A 16,407-nucleotide genomic window follows, 5' to 3' on the forward strand; every position below is an offset into this window, starting at 1 on the left:
ACCACAGCTCATGACCCCTGGAAAGAAAGTCGGTTGCGGGATGGCGCGTGACGGAGCAACGTCGGTATCGTCGCGGATCAGGACAGACAGGACGGAAACGGAATGAAGACCGGCGGGCAGTTGATCGTCGAAGCGCTGGAGGCGCAGGGCGTGCGGCGGGTGTTTGGCGTGCCGGGCGAGAGCTATCTCGCCGTGCTGGACGCCCTGCACGACAGCCCCATCGAGATGGTCGTCTGCCGCCACGAGGGCGGGGCCGCCATGGCCGCCGAGGCGCAGGCCAAGCTGACCGGGCGTCCCGGCGTCTGCCTCGTCACCCGTGGCCCCGGCGCCACCAACGCGGCGTCGGGCATCCACGTCGCCCAGCAGGACGAAACCCCGTTGATCGTGCTGATCGGCCAGATCGAACGCGGCATGCGCGGGCGCGACGCCTTTCAGGAGGTCGATTACGGGCGGCTGTTCGGCGGCATGGCCAAATGGGTCGCCGAAATCGACAGCGCCGACCGCGTGCCGGAAATGATTTCCCGCGCCTTCCACACCGCGATGGCGGGCCGCCCCGGCCCGGTCGTGCTGGCCCTGCCGGAAGACACGCTGACCGAAGTGGCCGACGTCCTCGCCGCCCCGCGCGCCGAGCCGGTGGACAGCGCCCCCACCCCGGCGCAGGTCGCCGCCTTCGCGGCGCTTCTGGCGAAGGCCGAGCGCCCGTTGCTGGTCGTCGGCGGCTCGCGCTGGACCGAGGGGTCGGCGGCGTCCTTGCGCGGCTTCGCCGAACGGCTGGCGCTGCCGGTCGCCGTCACCTTCCGCCGCCAGATGCTGTTCGACCACGACCACCCGCTCTACGCCGGGGACATCGGGTTGGGAATCAACCCGAAACTGTCGGCGCTGGTCGCCGACAGCGATCTGGTCATCCTGCTGGGCGACCGTTTCTCCGAAGTGCCGTCGCAAAGCTACGCGCTGCTCGGCGTTCCCGATCCGGGCAAGGCGGTGGTGCATGTCCATCCCGGCGCCGAAGAGATCGGGCGCGTCTACCGCCCGACGCTGGGCGTCGTCGCCACGCCGGGCGGCTTCCTCGACGCCGTGGCCGACGTCGCCGTGACGCCGAACCCGGCCTGGGCCGCCCGCGCCGAAGCCGCCCACGCGGCGTTTGAGGCGTGGAGCACGCCGCCTGAGAACATCCCCGGCGACGTCCAGATGGGCGCGGTCATGCGCTGGCTGGACCAGACGCTGGCCGACGACGCCATTTTCACCAACGGCGCGGGCAATTACGCCACCTGGATCCACCGCTTCCACCGTTTCCGCCGCTTCGGCACGCAAGCCGCGCCGGTCTGCGGCTCGATGGGCTACGGCCTGCCCGCCGCGCTGGCGGCGAAGCTGGAGTTTCCCGAACGCGACGTGATTTGCTTCGCCGGCGACGGTTGTTTCCAGATGACCGGGCTGGAGTTCGGCACCGCCGCGCAGGAGGGGGCGGCCGTCATCGTGCTGGTCATCGACAACGGCATGTACGGCACCATCCGCATGCACCAGGAGCGGGAATATCCGGGCCGGGTGTCCGGCACCGCGCTGCGCAACCCCGATTTCGCCGCGCTGGCCCGCAGCTATGGCGGTCATGGCGAAACGGTGCGGCGGACGGAGGAGTTCGCCCCGGCCTTTGAACGCGCCCGCGCGTCCGGCCTGCCCGCGATCCTGCACGTCGTCATCGACCCGGAAGCCTTGACGCCGACCCGAACCCTGTCCGAAATCCGCGCCGCTGGCGCGAAGCGCTAACCATCCAGTCCCTCTCCCGTCTCGGGAGAGGGAGGGGACCCGCCGAAGGTGGGGAGGGTGAGGGGGCCGACAAGGATCGCCAGCTTTCGCGACCGATCACCCCTCACCCTTCCCGCCGCGTCGCGGCGGGCCCCTTCCCTCTCCCGAAACGGGAGAGGGCGTTCTTGTTCGTCAGAAGGAACCACCCCGGTGCAGCACAGCGACATCCTTTCCCGTTTCGGCCTCACCTCTTCGACCGGCGCCGGTCTGACCGCGCGGTCGCCGGTGGACGGCGCCACGCTCGCCACCGTGGCGGAAACCGATCCGGCGCTGGTCCCGGACCTCGTCGCCAACGCCGCCCGCGCGTTCGCGGCGTGGCGCACCGTTCCCGCCCCGCGCCGGGGCGAGCTGGTCCGCCTGCTGGGCGAGGAGCTGCGCGCCGCCAAGGAGGATCTGGGCCGTCTGGTGTCGCTGGAAGCCGGAAAGATCTATCAGGAAGGTCTGGGCGAAGTTCAGGAGATGATCGACATCTGCGACTTCGCCGTCGGCCTGTCGCGCCAGCTTTACGGCCTGACCATCGCGTCGGAGCGTCCGGGCCACGCGATGCGCGAGACCTGGCACCCGGCGGGTCCGTGTCTGGTCATCTCCGCCTTCAACTTCCCGGTGGCGGTGTGGTCGTGGAACGCGGCGCTGGCGCTGGTCTGCGGCGATCCGGTGATCTGGAAGCCGTCGGAAAAGACCCCGCTGACCGCCGCCGCCTGCCAAGTGATTTTCGAGCGCGCCGTCGCCCGCTTCGGCGACGCCCCGACCCATCTGAATCAGGTCGTCCAGGGCGGTCGCGCCGTGGGCGAGGCGCTGGTCGCCCATCCCGGCCTGCCGATCGTTTCGGCCACCGGCTCCACCCGCATGGGCCGGGAAGTCGCCAAGGTGGTGGCTGAACGCTTTGGCCGCAGCATTCTGGAGTTGGGCGGCAACAACGCGATGATCGTCGCGCCGTCCGCCGATCTCGACATGGCCTTGCGCGCCATCCTGTTTTCCGCCGTCGGCACCTGCGGCCAGCGCTGCACCACGCTGCGCCGTTTGATCGTCCACAAGGACGTCGCGCCGACGTTGCTGCCGCGCCTGAAGGCCGCCTACGCCTCCGTTCCCATCGGCAGCCCGCTGGAGTCCGGCGTTCTGATGGGTCCGTTGGTCGATTCCGACGCCTTCGCCGCCATGCAGAACGCGCTGACCAAGGCCAAGGCCGAGGGCGGCGTGGTGACGGGCGGTGAACGCACCCTGACCGACCGTTTCCCCAACGGCTATTACGTCACCCCGGCCATCGTCGAAATGCCCGCCCAGACCGACGTCGTCCGTCATGAGACCTTCGCGCCGATCCTCTATGTCCTGACCTATGAGACGCTGGAGGAGGCCATCGCCTTGCAGAACGGCGTTCCGCAGGGCCTGTCCTCCTGCATCTTCTCCACCGACCTGCGCGAGGCTGAGCGCTTCCTGTCGGCGGCTGGGTCGGATTGCGGCATCGCCAACGTCAACATCGGCCCGAGCGGCGCCGAAATCGGCGGCGCCTTCGGCGGCGAAAAGGAAACCGGCGGCGGGCGCGAATCCGGCTCCGACGCCTGGAAGGCCTACATGCGCCGCCAGACCGCGACGGTGAACTACTCGGCGGCCCTGCCGCTGGCCCAGGGCATCAAGTTCGATCTGGGCTGATTGGAGAGTCCGCCCCCTCGGCTTTCCGCTTCGGCGGCGGTCGAGGGGGCTTACGAACCGCGCGCGGCGAAGGCCACCAACAGCTCCGCCGCGACCAGGGCGGCGATGACCTCCGGGCGTTTGTCCCCGGTCAGCGCCGCGCCGATGGGGCAGGTCAGCCGCGACAGGTGGAACGGGGCGCGCAAGGCTGGGTCATAGGCGCGGGCGGCGCTCCAGCGCTCAAACCGGCTGCGCTTGGTGGCGGAGCCGATCAGGCCGACATAGGCGGCGTCGCCCCGGCGCAGCGCCGCGTCGGTCAGATCGAAATCCAGCGCGTGGCTGTGGGTCAGCACCAGATAGCCCGCCCCGGCGGGGGCCTGGGCCAGATGGTCGAGCGGTCGTTCGGTGACGATCCGCTCGACTCCCGACGGAATGACCTCAGGAAACTCGCCCGCGCGGGAATCGATCCAGCGCAGGCGCAGCGGCAACGGCGCGAAGGCCGCCGCCATCGCCTTTCCCACATGCCCGGCCCCGAACAGCAGCAAAGTCGGACTGGCGTCCGCCGCGCGGCGTTCCCCTTCGGCCAGCGCCGCGACCGTCTCGACATCGGCGCGTTCCAGCGTCAACAGGACATGGCCGCCGCAGCATTGCCCAATGGCCGGACCCAGCGGCAGATCCAGCCGGTCGGCGGCGACGCCCTCGGCCAGCATGGCGCGGGCGCGCTCCACCGCCGTCCATTCCAACCGCCCGCCGCCGACGGTGCCACGACTGTCACGCGCCGTCACCAGCATCGCCGCCCCGGCCTCGCGCGGGGTTGAGCCGCGCGTCTCCGCCACCGTGACGAGAATCGCCGCCTCGCCGCGCGCCAGCCAGTCGGCCAGCGTCTCGGACAACCCAGTCATCAGGCCCCGGCAATCTCGGCGGCGGCGCGGGCGCGCAGCCGCCCGATGGTCGCCAACACCCGTTCCGGCGTGGCGGGCGCGTCCAGTTGCGGGCAGAAACGATGATCGGCGACGCTGGCCACCGCGTCGGACAGCGCGTGCAGCACCGACATCCCCAGCATGAAGGGCGGCTCGCCCACCGCTTTGGAACGGAACACGCTGTTCTCGCGGTTGGGAGCGTTGTCGAGCAGACGGACGTTGAACACGCGCGGACGGTCGCCGCAGGCGGGGATTTTGTAGGTGCTGGGCGCGTGGGTGCGCAGGCGGCCCTGCCCGTCCCACCACAATTCCTCCATCGTCAACCAGCCCATGCCCTGGACGAAGCCGCCCTCGATCTGGCCCTTGTCGATGGCCGGGTTCAGCGAGCGTCCGCAATCATGCAGAATGTCCACCCGGTCCACGACATATTCGCCGGTCAGCGTGTCCACCGTGACCTCGCTGCACGCCGCGCCATAGGCGTAATAGAAGAACGGCGTTCCCCGCCCCGCCGCGCGGTCCCAATGAATCTTCGGCGTCTTGTAAAAGCCGGTGGCCGACAGTTGCACCCGCGCCATGTAGGCGGCGCGGACCAGATCGGGAAAGCTCATCGACTGGCCGCCCGCCTGGACGCGCCCCGGCGTGAAGACCACCGCGTCGGCGGCGACGCCCCAGCGTTCGGCTGCGAAGGCGGTCAAGCGTTCCTTGATGGCGCGGGCGGCGTTCTGCGCCGCCTTGCCGTTCAGATCGGTCCCCGAGGACGCGGCGGTGGCGGACGTGTTGGGCACCTTGCCGGTGGTGGTCGCCGTCGGGCGCACCTGGGCGATGTCGATCTGGAATTCCTCGGCGACGATCTGGGCCACCTTGGTGTGCAGCCCCTGCCCCATCTCGGTCCCGCCGTGATTCACCTGAACGCTGCCGTCGGTGTAGACATGGACCAGCGCGCCCGCCTGATTGTAATGGGTGGCGGTGAAGGAAATGCCGAACTTCACCGGGGTCAGCGCCAACCCCTTTTTCAAGATCCGGCTGCGCGCGTTGTGGGCGCGGAGGGCGGCCCGGCGGTCCCAATAACCGCAGTCGGCTTCCAGATCCGCCACCAGTTCGGGGATGATGTTGTCGGCGACGATCTGGTGATAGGGGGTGAGGTTGCGATCCTCCACGCCGTAGAAATTGCGCTTGCGGATGGTCAAAGGATCCTCGCCCAGCGCGAAGGCGATCTCGTCGATCACCCGTTCCGCCGCGACCATGCCCTGCGGCCCGCCAAAGCCGCGAAAGGCGGTGTTCGACACCGTGTTGGTCTTCAGCGGCAGCGATTCCAGCCGGGCGGCGGGGTAGTGGTAGCAATTGTCGGCGTGGAACAGCGCGCGGTCCGTCACCGGCCCCGACAGATCGGCGGCGTAGCCCGCCCGCGCGGCGAACAGCATCTCCACCCCGGTGACGAGGCCCTCGTCGGTGAAGCCCACCGTGTAGTCGATCTCGAAATCATGACGCTTGCCGGTGATCTGGAAATCATCGTCGCGGTCGGGGCGCAGCTTGGCGGCGCGCCCGGTCTTTTTGGCGATCAGGGCGGCGCAGGCGGCGAACAGGTTGGCTTGCGTCTCCTTCCCACCAAAACCGCCGCCCATCCGCCGCACCTCCACCGTCACCGCCCCGTTGGGGACGTGCAGGATGTGGGCGACGATGTGCTGGACCTCCGTCGGATGCTGGGTGGAGACATGGACCAGCACCTCGTCATCCTCGCCGGGGATCGCCAGGGCGATCTGGCTTTCCAGATAGAAATGCTCCTGCCCGCCGACCGCCAGCCGCCCATTAAGGCGGCGCGGCGCCTCGGCCAGCGCCGCCGCGCTGTCGCCCACCGTCAGGGTCATCGGCGCGGTGACGAGCGTCCGCGCGCCGTCGCGCGCGGCGGCGATGGTCAGGATTGCGGGCAACTCCTCATAGGTCACGTCGGCCAGCGCGGCGGCGCGGCGGGCCTGGTCGCGGGTGGTCGCGGCGACGGCGAACAGGGGTTGGCCGACATGCTGGACCAGATCGCTGGCGAACAGCGGCTCGTCGCCCTTGCCCATGCAACCGACGTCGTTGACGCCGGGCACGTCGGCGGCGGTGACGACGACCGCCACCCCCGGCGCGGCGCGCACCCGCGACAGGTCGAGCGCCGTGACGCGCGCGTGCGCCTTGGCGCTCAAGCCCAGGGCGACGTGCAGCAGCCCGGCGGGTTCGGCGATGTCGTCGATGTAAACCGCCTCGCCGCTGACATGCTTGTGGGCGCTTTCGTGCGGGCGCGGGGTGTGGACGCCCCCCACGATGGCCGAGATGGTCGGGACAGGGAGAGCGGCGTCAGGCATGGGCAAGCCTCCGGTCGCCGACCAGCCGCGTGTCGGCGTCGGGGTCGGTCGTCTCGACATAGAGCTTCAACAGCAGATTGGCCGCCACCGCGCTGCGGTAGGCGGCGCTGGCCCGCCAATCCGACAACGGGGTGAAATCGGTCGCCAACGCCGTCATCGCGGCGCGGACGTTGGCCTCGGTCCAGGATTGGCCGATCAGCGCCGCTTCGGCGCCGCTGGCGCGCTTGGGCGTTCCGGCCATGCCGCCAAAGGCGACGCGAAGATCGGCCACCCGCCCGTCCGCGTCCAACCGCAGGCGGAAAGCGCCGCAAACGGCGGAAATGTCCTGGTCGAAACGCTTGGCGATCTTGTAGGCGCGGAACCGCTCGCCCGGCTGCGGTTTGGGCAACAGGATGGCCTCGACGAACTCGCCCGGACGGCGGTCCTGCTGACCATAGGCGAGGAAGAAGTCTTCCAGCGGCAAGACCCGCCGCTCCGCCCCCCGCCGCAACCGGATCGACGCCCCCAGCGCGATCAAGGCGGGCGGGCTGTCGCCGATGGGGGAGCCGTTGGCGATGTTGCCGCCGATGGTGCCGACGTTGCGCACCTGCTCCGCGCCGATGCGGCGGATCAACTCGCCGAAATCAGGGTAGAGCGCGGCGATGGGCGCGGCGGCGTCGCGGTAGGTGACGCCCGCGCCGATCTCCAGCGCGTCGCCACGATCCACGACGCGGCGCAACTCCTGAACCCGTCCGATGTAGAGCACGGTGGCGAGCACGCGCTGAAACTTCGTCACCCACAGCCCGACGTCGGTCGCCCCGGCGACGATGACGGCCTCCGGGTTGGCGGCGTAGAGGTCGGCGAATTGGTCCGCCGTGGCGGGGGCGAGAAAGCGGCGGCCCGCCGCGCCGACCGACAGACAGTCGGCGTCGGCCAGCGCCGCCAGCCGCGCGACGGTCGCGGCGCGGTCGGCGAAGCGGTCGCCCGCCTGGTCGGCCTCGCGGTCGCCCAACTCATACATGCGGCGCGCCGCCTGGACAATGGGTTCATAGCCGGTGCAGCGGCAGAGATTCCCGGCCAGCGCGTCGTTGATCCGCTCGGGGCCGGGCCGCTCCTCGTTCAGATACAGCGCGAACAGCGACAGGACGAAGCCCGGCGTGCAGAAGCCGCATTGCGAGCCGTGGCAATCGACCATCGCCTGTTGCGCCGGGTGCAGCGCGCCGTCCGGCCCGCGCAGATGCTCCACCGTCAACAACTGGCAACCGTCCAGCGTGGCGAGGAAGCGGATGCAGGCGTTCACCGCCTCGTACCGCAGCGCCCCATCGGAATCGAGCCGCCCGACCACCACGGTGCAGGCCCCGCAATCGCCCTCCGCGCAGCCCTCCTTCGTGCCGGTGCGCCGCTGGTCCAGCCGCAGCCAGTCGAGAACCGTCAGGGTCGGATCGACGTCGCGGATCTCCCGCAACTCATCCCCCAGATAAAAGCGAAGGCTTTCGCGCATGGGCCGAATCCTGCTGGTTCGTTCGGGTGGCGGGGACGCTGCGACCCTTCCAGTGTTTCACCACCATGAACTGTCCACCAGATCCGCCCGGCTGAAAAGACTTTCAAACGATCACGAAAAGGGCGTGGTCAAGAAATGGGCAATGGCGGAGCGGCGAGCCGTCTTGTGCGCCGCACACAATCATTATATCCTGTTGAATATAGCGATTGCCGCAGCGGCGCCCCACGCGGTTGGCGGGTTCGGGCTGGCGGGTTCAGAAAGGATTGGCGATGCAGCCTCCCATCCTCATCGTCGGGCACGGGACCGCGTGGGTTCGGCTTGGCCGGGTTCATCTGACGGCGGGGCAATGCGGGCTGATTTCCGGGCCGACCGGAACCGGCAAAACCTCGGTGTTGCAGGCGCTGGCGGGCGTCGCCGGGTGGGATGGCCGGGTGTTGGCGGTGGATGGCGGCGTCGCCGTGCCGGTGGGGGCCGCCTGCCCCGTCGCCCTGGTTCCGCACGTCGCCGACACCGACGCCCCGCGCGGCGACGTGGCCGAAACCGTCGGGTGGGCGCTGCGCGGGCTGCCGCTGGGCGAGGGGGAACGGGAACGGCGGATCGCCGGGGCGCTGGCCGACATGGGGCTGAGCCGCTTGGCGGCGCGCCGGGCGGACAGCCTGTCGATGGGGGAGCGGCAAGGGGTCGCCATCGCCGCCGCGCTGGCCCGCGATCCGGTGGTTCTGCTGCTGGACGAGCCGTTCGCCGCCTTGGACCATGACGGCGCGCAGCGGCTGCGCGCGGCGATCCGGCGGCGGTTGAGCGAGGGGAAAATCATCCTGCTGACCGCCCACGCGGAGGGCGGGGCGGTCGGTCTGTGCAGCGTCCATCTGCGCATGCCGCTTCCGCAAACAGCGGGCGCCGCCGCCCCGGCCTGGGCGGGGGAGTCGGCGGATCCAGACGTCCCCGCCGCAGCCGACGCCGGGCGGGCGGTGCTGCGGGCGCAAGATTTGCGGGTGCTGCGCGAGGATGGCGCGCCGCTGCTCGACCGGCTGACCCTGAGCGTCGCGGCGGGCGGGCGAACCCACATTTGCGGCCTGAACGGGGCGGGGAAAAGCACGCTTCTGCGCTGCCTGATCGGGGCGGCGCCGGTGGCGGGCGGCAGCGTCACCGTGATGGATGTGGACAACCCGGCGCCGCGCGACCTGCCGGGCCGGGTGGGTTTTCTGCCGCAAGAGTCGCCCCGGCATTTTTTCGGGGAAACCGTGTGGTCGGAGATCGGCTTCGCCCTGACCCGCGCCGGGCTGCGCCCGCCCGACCGGCGGCGGCGGGTCGAACAGGCGATCGACCGTTTCGGCCTCGCCCCGCTGGCCGACCGCCCGCCGCAATCGCTCAGCGCGGGGGAGCGTCGGTTGGTGACTCTGGCCGGTCTGGTGGCCGGAACCCCCCGGCTTTTGCTGCTGGACGACCCGCTGCGCGGCCTGGACCCGGTCCGCGCCGCCCACGCCCTGGCCGTTCTGTCCGACATGGCCCGCGCCAGCGGAACCGCCATCCTGTCCACCAGCCACAACCCGCTGACCGGCTGGGCCGACCAAACCCTGCGCTTGCAGGACGGCCGCCTGCACAGGGCGGCGTGATCGGTCTTAAACATCCCATTATATGAGACATATGTTTACTATTTGACACAGGCTCATCCCTCGCCTTAGCATCGCGCCATTCCTGGACGACGCGCGCCCCCTCCCATGACCGCCCCCATACCCCTTGACGACGCCGACGCCCCCGCCAAGCCCGCCGGGACGCAGACCTTGCTGCGGGGGTTGACGCTGTTGGAATGCGTGGCGGCGGGGGTGGGGGATGTGAAGGGGATCGCCGCAAGGTTGGGAACCCCGCGCAGCACCACCCATCGGATGCTGACCAGTCTGGTCGCCGAGGGCTATCTGCACCACATCCCGCACAAGGGCTATCTGCTGGGATCGAAGCTGATCCAACTGGGGCAGAAGGCGTTGGAGCAGCGCCCGCTGGTCGCCGTCGCCCGCCCGCGCATCGAGGCGTTGGCCCGCCAGACCGGCGACACCGTCCATCTGGGCGTGGCCGAGGGGGACGAGGTGTTTTATCTCGACAAGATCGCCGGAACGCGCGGGCTGGAAATGCGCTCGCGCGCTGGGCTGCGGATGCCGCTGGCCTCGACCGGAATCGGCAAGGCGTTGATGCTGGGCCTGGATCCGGCGCGCTGGGCCGGGCTGCACGCGCGGGCCTGCCCGGAGGAGTCCGCCGCCCCCGCTCCCGCCGCCGATACCGACCGGCCCCGCCCGCCGCCCTGGCCGGAGTTCGCGGCGCGGATGGCCGATTACGCCGCCTGGGGCTGGGCCTTCGATCTGGAAGAGAATGAGTTGGGGATCCGCTGCGTCGCCGCCCCGGTGCGCGACGCGCGCGGCGGCGTGGCGGGGGCGATCAGCGTCGCCAGCGCCACCCCCTATATGCCCGACGACCGCATGCGCGCGCTTGGCCCCCTGGTCCGCGCGGCGGCGGACGCGATTTCCTGTGATTTGGGATGGACTGCGGCATGACCGACCACCTTGATTCCACCGGCTCGCCGGTTCTCGTCGCGCTGGATTGGGGAACCTCCAGCCTGCGCGGCTTTCTGATGGACGAGGCGGGCGGCGTGCTGGCCGAACGCGCCAGCCCGCACGGCATCCAACATCTGCCGCAACCCGGCGCGGCGGGGTTCCAGGCCGCCTTCGCCGCGCTGTGCGGCGATTGGCTGTCGGCCTGCCCGGAACTGCCGGTGGTGGCGGGCGGCATGGTCGGCAGCGCCCAGGGCTGGGTCGAGGCCCCCTATGTCCCCTGCCCGGCGGACGCCCGCAATCTGGCCGACCACGCGGCGTGGGTGGAGGTCGCCGACGGGCGGCGCCTGCTGATCGCGCCGGGCGTGCTGTATGACCCGCCCGACGCCGCCCCCGACGTGATGCGGGGGGAAGAGGTGCAGATCGCGGGCGCGCTCGCCGAAAACCCCGATTGGGCCGCCAACGCCTGCGTCGCCATGCCCGGCACCCATTCCAAATGGGTGCGGGTCGCCGACGGCAAGATCGTCGGCTTCGCCACCCACATGACCGGCGAGCTGTTCGCCGTGCTGAAAAACCACTCGCTGCTTGGGCGGCTGATGCCCGCCGAGGGCGTCGCCAGCCCGCAGGACGAGGCCGCCGCCTTCGCCCTGGGCCTGGACGCCGCCCGCGACGGTGAACCCGGCGCGCTGCCGCGCCAACTCTTCGCCACCCGCACGCTCGGCCTCACCCGCCGCCTGCCGCCCGAGGCGTTGAGCCATTACCTGTCCGGCCTGTTGATCGGGCATGAGCTGACGGCCAGCCTCGCCATGCTGCATCGGGTTTGGCCGAACGGCGCGCCGCTGCTGTTGATCGGCGACGCCGGGCTGTGCCGCCGCTACGCCCGCGCGCTGGACCATTTCGGCGCGACCGTCGCCGCCCAGCTTGGCAACACCGCCCCGCGCGGGCTGTTCCAATTCGCCGCCGCCGCCGGATTGATCGCCGCCGCGCCCTGATTTCGCCTGACCGCCAAGGACCGATCCATGACCGACATCGCCGCCCGCTTCGACCGCGCCTTTTCCACCCTGCCCCTGGTCGCCATTCTGCGCGGCCTGAAACCCGTCGAGGCCGAGGAGGTCGGGGTCGCGCTCTACGACGCCGGGTTCCGCTTGATTGAGGTGCCGCTGAACTCGCCCGATCCCTTCGCCAGCATCGCCGCGATCCGCCGCCGCCTGCCGCCCGACGCGCTGGTCGGGGCCGGAACCGTGCTGACGGTGGAGGCGGTCGAGCGTCTGGCCGGGATCGGGGCCGATCTGGTGGTGATGCCGCACGCCGACACGGCGGTGATCCGCGCCGCCAAAACCCACGGCTTGATCTGCACCCCCGGCGTCGCCACGGCGACGGAGGCCTTCGCCGCCCTCGCCGCCGGGGCCGACGCGCTGAAGCTGTTCCCGGCGGAGATGATTCCCCCCGCCATCGTCAAGGCCCTGCGCGCCGTGCTGCCGCGCGACCTGCGCCTGCTGCCGGTCGGCGGAATCACGCCCGACTCCATGCGCCCCTATCGCGACGCCGGAGCCGCCGGGTTCGGGCTGGGCGGCGCGCTCTACAGCCCCGGCCTGCCGGTGGAGCACATCGCCGTGCGAGCCAAGCGCTTCGTCGAGGCCTGGGCGGCGCTGAACGCCGAATGACGGAGCCGCCAGCGGCCTTGCCGCTGGACGCACCGCCGGATATCAAGCGGGACACGACCTCCACCCCGCATGACGTGACCCCCGCCGCGCCGATGGACGACACCGACCGCCAGCTCATCGACCTGCTGACGTTGAACGCCCGCACCAGCACGGCGGCGTTGGGCCGCGCGTTGGGTTTGTCGCGTTCCACCGTTCAGGATCGCTTGGCCCGGCTGGAGCGGACGGGGGCCATCGCCGGTTATACGGTGCGGCTGAGCGACAGCGCCCCCCGGCGCGGCGTGTCGGCGCTGGTGATGATGACGGTCAACGCCAAGCTGGCCGACCGGGTGGTGCACGCCCTGCGCAAGATGCCGGAATTGACCCGCCTGCACAGCATCAGCGGCCAATATGACCTGTGCGCCACCGTCAGCGCCGACAGCCACGACGCGATGGACGCGGCGCTCGACGCCATCGGACGGCTGCCGGGGGTGGAGAAAACGATGTCGTCCATCGTCCTCTCCACCAAAATGGAACGGTGATCGTCAGCGCACCACGCTGGCGGTGAAGCGAATCTTCAGAAATGGAACGCCAACCCCCTGAATGTTCACATAGGGGCCTTCGACCTCATACAGCAAAATAATTTCATAGGCGCCGGGAACGGGGGCCGATGGGGAATATCGAAACACCCGCTGACCGGGTTTGACCGCCAATGGAATGGCCGCGTCCGCCAAAGCAGCGACCGCAGCGTCAAAGGAGCGCAAAAGACCAAACGACGTCTTGTCACAACGACGCACCCAATCATGAACGTCGGGATGCGTCAGACAGGGCTGCTTGGTCATTATTGAACCATGGTCAGCCGCTCAAACGCGTCCAGGGCGTCGCCATCGAAATCCAACCGCCCAGGACGAAGAGCCGACGCGTAGAGGCCGGAGAAATGCTCAATCATCAGCTCTTCAGGAATCGGATCGTCGCTGTCGGCGTCCTTGCCCAAGGGGCCGCGCACGGTCTTCCACGGTCCTTCCTGATGGGTCAACCCGACCAATTGCGGGGCGGTGTAACCGCTGTAGCTGTCCCAAATCCGATCCAGAAAATCCATCGTCGCCTTCGACAAAATGCCGTCGGGTCGGGTCAGCATCGCCTCTTCCCCGATCTCCCGATTGCCAAAATGGCGGAAACGGCTGTAGATCTCGCGCACCACCGGACCATGCCGCCACGCCCGCAACTCTTCCGTAAACAGCGATTCAGAGCGGATGGCAAGGTGCCAACCTTGCGAAAAATAAAGCATCTTTTGAATGCTGAGTTGGGTCATCGCCTCGCCGGTGGGCTTGCGCCCTTTGCTGACCAGATAATCGGTTACGGCGTGGACAAGCATGGCGGCACCCTCGCTTTGATTCCCTCTTTGAAGGGTCGCACAGAGACGTTAACCAGTTATAAACATTTGCCCGCCGCGCTCGACGCCATCGGACGGCTGCCGGGGGTGGAAAAAACGATGTCGTCCATCGTCCTTTCCACCAAGATGGAACGGTGATCGTCAGCGCGCGGCTTACTCCGCCTCGTCTTCCACATTGTTGATGGTTTTGTAGAGTGTTTGCAGATAGGCGAAGTCCTGAGCGAACAGATCCTCGACGACCTTGGTGTTTATCATGTCGAGCGTTCCCAAACGCACGATCACCCGCGACAGGACGATGACGATCAGATAGGCCGGGTTGGACTGCACCCGATGGTCTTTCAGCGGCAGAATCTCGTCGCCCGCCGTGGCCAGACGCATCACCCCGTCCTTGTGCAGCGCGCCATCCGCGTCGCGGTAGCCGATGGGAAGCGTGAAGGGAACTTCTGTCGCGATGACGTTCATATCAGGACTCCTGGCAAGGCTCGGCGCGCGCGCCGCTGGCGTCGGGAGCATAGAGCACACGGATCAAACACGCGATGGCCAGAAAGCGCCGAAAGGTCACGCGCCAAACGATCACGCGCCGACCGTCCGCCGTCACAGCGTCGCCGCCAGCCGCAGCCCCTGGCCAATCGCCCGCTTGGCGTCCAACTCCGCCGCGACGTCGGCCCCGCCGATCAGATGGACGCGGATTCCCGCCGCCTCCAACGGGTGGCTCAGTTCGCGCAGCGGCTCCTGGCCGGTGCACAGAATGATGGTGTCCACCGCCAGAAGCTGCGGTTTTTCCCGCGTCTCGCCAAAGCTGATGGTCAGGCCGTCGTCGTCGATGCGCTCGTAATTGACGCCGGACAGCGCCTCGACGCCCTTCATCTTCAACTGCGCCCGGTGAATCCAGCCGGTGGTCTTGCCCAAACCCGCGCCGGGCTTGCTCGCCTTGCGCTGGAGCAGGGTGATCTGGCGTTCCGCCGGGGCGACGTGCGGGCGAATCCCAGCGACGCCGCCGCGCGCGGCGGACGGGTCGCCCACGCCCCACTCCCGCCGCCACAAATCGATGTCCAGGCTGGGCGAGGGACCGTCTTGGGACAGAAACTCGCACATGTCGAAGCCGATGCCGCCCGCCCCCACCACGGCGACGCGGCGCCCCACCGGCTTGGCGTCGCGCAGCACGTCGATGTAGCTCAGCACCATCGGGTGCGACTGGCCGGGGATCTTCGGGTCGCGCGGGCGGACGCCGGTCGCCAGAACCACATCGTCGAAGCCGCCGCGCGCCAGCTCGTCCGCCGTCACCTTGCGGCCCAGATGCAGAATCACCCCGGTTTCGTCCAGCCGGTTGGCGAAATAGCGCAGGGTCTCGTGAAACTCCTCCTTGCCGGGGATCCGCTTGGCCATGTTGAATTGGCCGCCGATCTCCGCCGCCGCGTCGAACAGATGCGCCTCATGCCCGCACGCCGCCAGTTCGGTGGAGCAGCTCAAGCCCGCCGGGCCGGCGCCGACCACGGCGATCCGCTTGCGCCGCGCCGCCGGAGCGGCCTTGGGCAATTCGGTTTCGTGGCAGGCGCGCGGGTTGACCAGACAGCTCGCCAGCTTGCGCGAGAAAACGTGATCCAGACAGGCCTGGTTGCAGGCGATGCAGGTGTTGATCGCCTGCGGACGGCCCGCCGCCGCCTTTTTGACGAAGTCCGGGTCGGCCAACAGCGGACGGGCCATCGACACCATGTCGGCGCAGCCGTCGGCCAAAATGCCCTCGGCGACGTCGGGCGCGTTGATCCGGTTGGTGGCGCAGAGCGGGATCGAGACCTCGCCCTTCAGCTTTTGCGTCACCCAGGCGAAGGCCCCGCGCGGCACGCTGGTGGCGATGGTGGGGACGCGGGCCTCGTGCCAGCCGATGCCGGTGTTGATGATGGTGGCGCCCGCCGCCTCGATCGCCTTGGCCAGTTGGACGACCTCCTCCCAACGGCTGCCGTCGGGGACGAGGTCGAGCATCGACAGGCGGTAGATGATGATGAAGTCGCGCCCGACCGCCTCGCGCATGCGCGACACGATCTCCACCGGGAAGCGCATGCGGTTCTCATAGGATCCGCCCCAGCGGTCGGTGCGCTGGTTGGTGTGCGTCACCAGGAACTGGTTGATGAGATAGCCTTCCGACCCCATCACCTCGACCCCGTCATACCCGGCCTCGCGCGCCAAGGCGGCGCAGCGGACGAAGGCGCGAATCTGGCGCTCCACCCCCCAATTGGTCAGGGCGCGCGGGGTGAAGGGGGTGATCGGCGATTTGATGCGGGAGGGCGCGACCGACAGCGGGCTGTGGGCGTAACGCCCGGCGTGGAGGATTTGCAGGGCGATCTTGCCGCCGTCGGCGTGAACCGCGTCGGTGATGACCCGGTGCGCCTGCGCCGTCGAATGACGGGCCAGGGTCGAGCCGAAGGGCGACAGCCAGCCTTCCACATTGGGCGCGAAGCCGCCCGTCACCATCAGCCCGACCCCGCCGCGCGCCCGTTCAGCGAAATAGGCGGCCAGCTTGGGAAAGTCGCGGCGGCGGTCTTCCAGGCCGGTGTGCATCGACCCCATCAGCACCCGGTTTTTCAGCACCGTGAAGCCAAGATCGAGCGGGGCGAGCAGATGCGGGTAGGGGCTGGCGGCGGGCTGGCTCACGGGGCGGTTCCTCCGGC

General features: G+C 69.4%; 15 protein-coding genes. 8 read left to right on the forward strand and 7 right to left on the reverse strand.

The features are described 5' to 3' along the window. Nucleotides 1–102: 102 nt before the first annotated feature. Entirely contained in the window at nucleotides 103–1,761 is a 1,659-nt protein-coding gene (locus ACODS4_RS06310) for a thiamine pyrophosphate-binding protein (RefSeq protein ID WP_488861799.1), read from the forward strand. Nucleotides 1,762–1,950: 189 nt separating this feature from the next. Beyond that, nucleotides 1,951–3,447, forward strand: a complete 1,497-nt coding sequence (gene amaB / locus ACODS4_RS06315) for an L-piperidine-6-carboxylate dehydrogenase (RefSeq protein WP_488861801.1) — start codon at nucleotides 1,951–1,953, stop codon at nucleotides 3,445–3,447. A 50-nt stretch (nucleotides 3,448–3,497) separates the two neighbouring features. On the opposite strand, the gene xdhC is transcribed toward amaB, so the two are convergent. From xdhC to xdhA, 3 genes are read right to left on the reverse strand one after another with little or no spacing between them, the layout of a single operon-like run. Further along, the gene (gene xdhC, locus ACODS4_RS06320; RefSeq protein WP_488861803.1) at nucleotides 3,498–4,328 is read right to left on the reverse strand and encodes a xanthine dehydrogenase accessory protein XdhC; all 831 of its coding nucleotides are present in this window, start codon (nucleotides 4,326–4,328) and stop codon (nucleotides 3,498–3,500) included. Then, nucleotides 4,328–6,688, reverse strand: coding sequence for a xanthine dehydrogenase molybdopterin binding subunit (gene xdhB / locus ACODS4_RS06325; RefSeq protein WP_488861805.1), 2,361 nt, complete (start codon nucleotides 6,686–6,688; stop codon nucleotides 4,328–4,330). Before xdhB ends, xdhC begins: the two co-directional genes overlap by 1 nt. After that, entirely contained in the window at nucleotides 6,681–8,168 is a 1,488-nt protein-coding gene (gene xdhA, locus ACODS4_RS06330; protein WP_488861807.1) for a xanthine dehydrogenase small subunit, read from the reverse strand. The genes xdhB and xdhA overlap by 8 nt, the downstream gene beginning before the upstream one ends. Before the next feature lie 269 nt (nucleotides 8,169–8,437). Between xdhA and ACODS4_RS06335 the strand changes: the two genes are divergently transcribed. From ACODS4_RS06335 to ACODS4_RS06355, 5 genes are all read left to right on the forward strand, one after another. Next, nucleotides 8,438–9,781: an ATP-binding cassette domain-containing protein gene (locus tag ACODS4_RS06335; RefSeq protein ID WP_488861809.1), complete on the forward strand. Its 1,344-nt coding sequence runs from the start codon at nucleotides 8,438–8,440 to the stop codon at nucleotides 9,779–9,781. 105 nt (nucleotides 9,782–9,886) lie between these two features. After that, on the forward strand, nucleotides 9,887–10,711 hold the full coding sequence (locus tag ACODS4_RS06340; protein WP_488861811.1) for an IclR family transcriptional regulator: 825 nt from the start codon (nucleotides 9,887–9,889) through the stop codon (nucleotides 10,709–10,711). Further along, the gene (locus tag ACODS4_RS06345; RefSeq protein WP_488861813.1) at nucleotides 10,708–11,700 is read left to right on the forward strand and encodes a 2-dehydro-3-deoxygalactonokinase; all 993 of its coding nucleotides are present in this window, start codon (nucleotides 10,708–10,710) and stop codon (nucleotides 11,698–11,700) included. The genes ACODS4_RS06340 and ACODS4_RS06345 overlap by 4 nt, the downstream gene beginning before the upstream one ends. Nucleotides 11,701–11,727: 27 nt before the next feature. Next, nucleotides 11,728–12,372, forward strand: coding sequence for a 2-dehydro-3-deoxy-6-phosphogalactonate aldolase (locus tag ACODS4_RS06350; protein WP_488861815.1), 645 nt, complete (start codon nucleotides 11,728–11,730; stop codon nucleotides 12,370–12,372). After that, on the forward strand, nucleotides 12,369–12,890 hold the full coding sequence (locus ACODS4_RS06355; RefSeq protein WP_488861817.1) for an Lrp/AsnC family transcriptional regulator: 522 nt from the start codon (nucleotides 12,369–12,371) through the stop codon (nucleotides 12,888–12,890). Before ACODS4_RS06350 ends, ACODS4_RS06355 begins: the two co-directional genes overlap by 4 nt. Nucleotides 12,891–12,893: 3 nt before the next feature. On the opposite strand, the gene ACODS4_RS06360 is transcribed toward ACODS4_RS06355, so the two are convergent. Continuing rightward, a complete protein-coding gene (locus tag ACODS4_RS06360) occupies nucleotides 12,894–13,190 on the reverse strand; it encodes a hypothetical protein (RefSeq protein ID WP_488861819.1) in 297 nt (98 codons plus the stop codon). Next, nucleotides 13,190–13,723: a Panacea domain-containing protein gene (locus tag ACODS4_RS06365; RefSeq protein ID WP_488861821.1), complete on the reverse strand. Its 534-nt coding sequence runs from the start codon at nucleotides 13,721–13,723 to the stop codon at nucleotides 13,190–13,192. The genes ACODS4_RS06360 and ACODS4_RS06365 overlap by 1 nt, the downstream gene beginning before the upstream one ends. On the opposite strand from ACODS4_RS06365, the gene ACODS4_RS06370 reads away from it, so the two are divergent. Then, nucleotides 13,712–13,879 (forward strand): hypothetical protein, encoded by a 168-nt coding sequence (locus ACODS4_RS06370; protein ID WP_488861823.1) that lies wholly within the window; start codon nucleotides 13,712–13,714, stop codon nucleotides 13,877–13,879. The genes ACODS4_RS06365 and ACODS4_RS06370 overlap by 12 nt on opposite strands. Nucleotides 13,880–13,894: 15 nt before the next feature. Here ACODS4_RS06370 and ACODS4_RS06375 read toward each other — a convergent pair whose 3' ends face one another. Together ACODS4_RS06375 and ACODS4_RS06380 are read right to left on the reverse strand one after the other, a co-directional pair. Next, entirely contained in the window at nucleotides 13,895–14,203 is a 309-nt protein-coding gene (locus ACODS4_RS06375) for a hypothetical protein (protein WP_488861825.1), read from the reverse strand. 132 nt (nucleotides 14,204–14,335) lie between these two features. Then, nucleotides 14,336–16,390 carry an oxidoreductase gene (locus ACODS4_RS06380; protein WP_488861827.1) on the reverse strand — a complete coding sequence of 685 codons (2,055 nt, stop codon included), beginning with the start codon at nucleotides 16,388–16,390 and terminating at the stop codon, nucleotides 14,336–14,338. Nucleotides 16,391–16,407: the final 17 nt, after the last annotated feature.

It is taken from the genome of Azospirillum sp. FG154 (assembly GCF_057809575.1).

Coding starts and splice junctions, on each gene's coding strand:
- ACODS4_RS06310 (WP_488861799.1), top strand. CDS start 103: ATGAAGACCGGCGGGCAGTTGATCGTCGAAGCGCTGGAGGCGCAGGGC.
- xdhC (WP_488861803.1), bottom strand. CDS start 4,328: ATGACTGGGTTGTCCGAGACGCTGGCCGACTGGCTGGCGCGCGGCGAG.
- xdhB (WP_488861805.1), bottom strand. CDS start 6,688: ATGCCTGACGCCGCTCTCCCTGTCCCGACCATCTCGGCCATCGTGGGG.
- xdhA (WP_488861807.1), bottom strand. CDS start 8,168: ATGCGCGAAAGCCTTCGCTTTTATCTGGGGGATGAGTTGCGGGAGATC.
- ACODS4_RS06335 (WP_488861809.1), top strand. CDS start 8,438: ATGCAGCCTCCCATCCTCATCGTCGGGCACGGGACCGCGTGGGTTCGG.
- ACODS4_RS06340 (WP_488861811.1), top strand. CDS start 9,887: ATGACCGCCCCCATACCCCTTGACGACGCCGACGCCCCCGCCAAGCCC.
- ACODS4_RS06345 (WP_488861813.1), top strand. CDS start 10,708: ATGACCGACCACCTTGATTCCACCGGCTCGCCGGTTCTCGTCGCGCTG.
- ACODS4_RS06350 (WP_488861815.1), top strand. CDS start 11,728: ATGACCGACATCGCCGCCCGCTTCGACCGCGCCTTTTCCACCCTGCCC.
- ACODS4_RS06355 (WP_488861817.1), top strand. CDS start 12,369: ATGACGGAGCCGCCAGCGGCCTTGCCGCTGGACGCACCGCCGGATATC.
- ACODS4_RS06360 (WP_488861819.1), bottom strand. CDS start 13,190: ATGACCAAGCAGCCCTGTCTGACGCATCCCGACGTTCATGATTGGGTG.
- ACODS4_RS06365 (WP_488861821.1), bottom strand. CDS start 13,723: ATGCTTGTCCACGCCGTAACCGATTATCTGGTCAGCAAAGGGCGCAAG.
- ACODS4_RS06375 (WP_488861825.1), bottom strand. CDS start 14,203: ATGAACGTCATCGCGACAGAAGTTCCCTTCACGCTTCCCATCGGCTAC.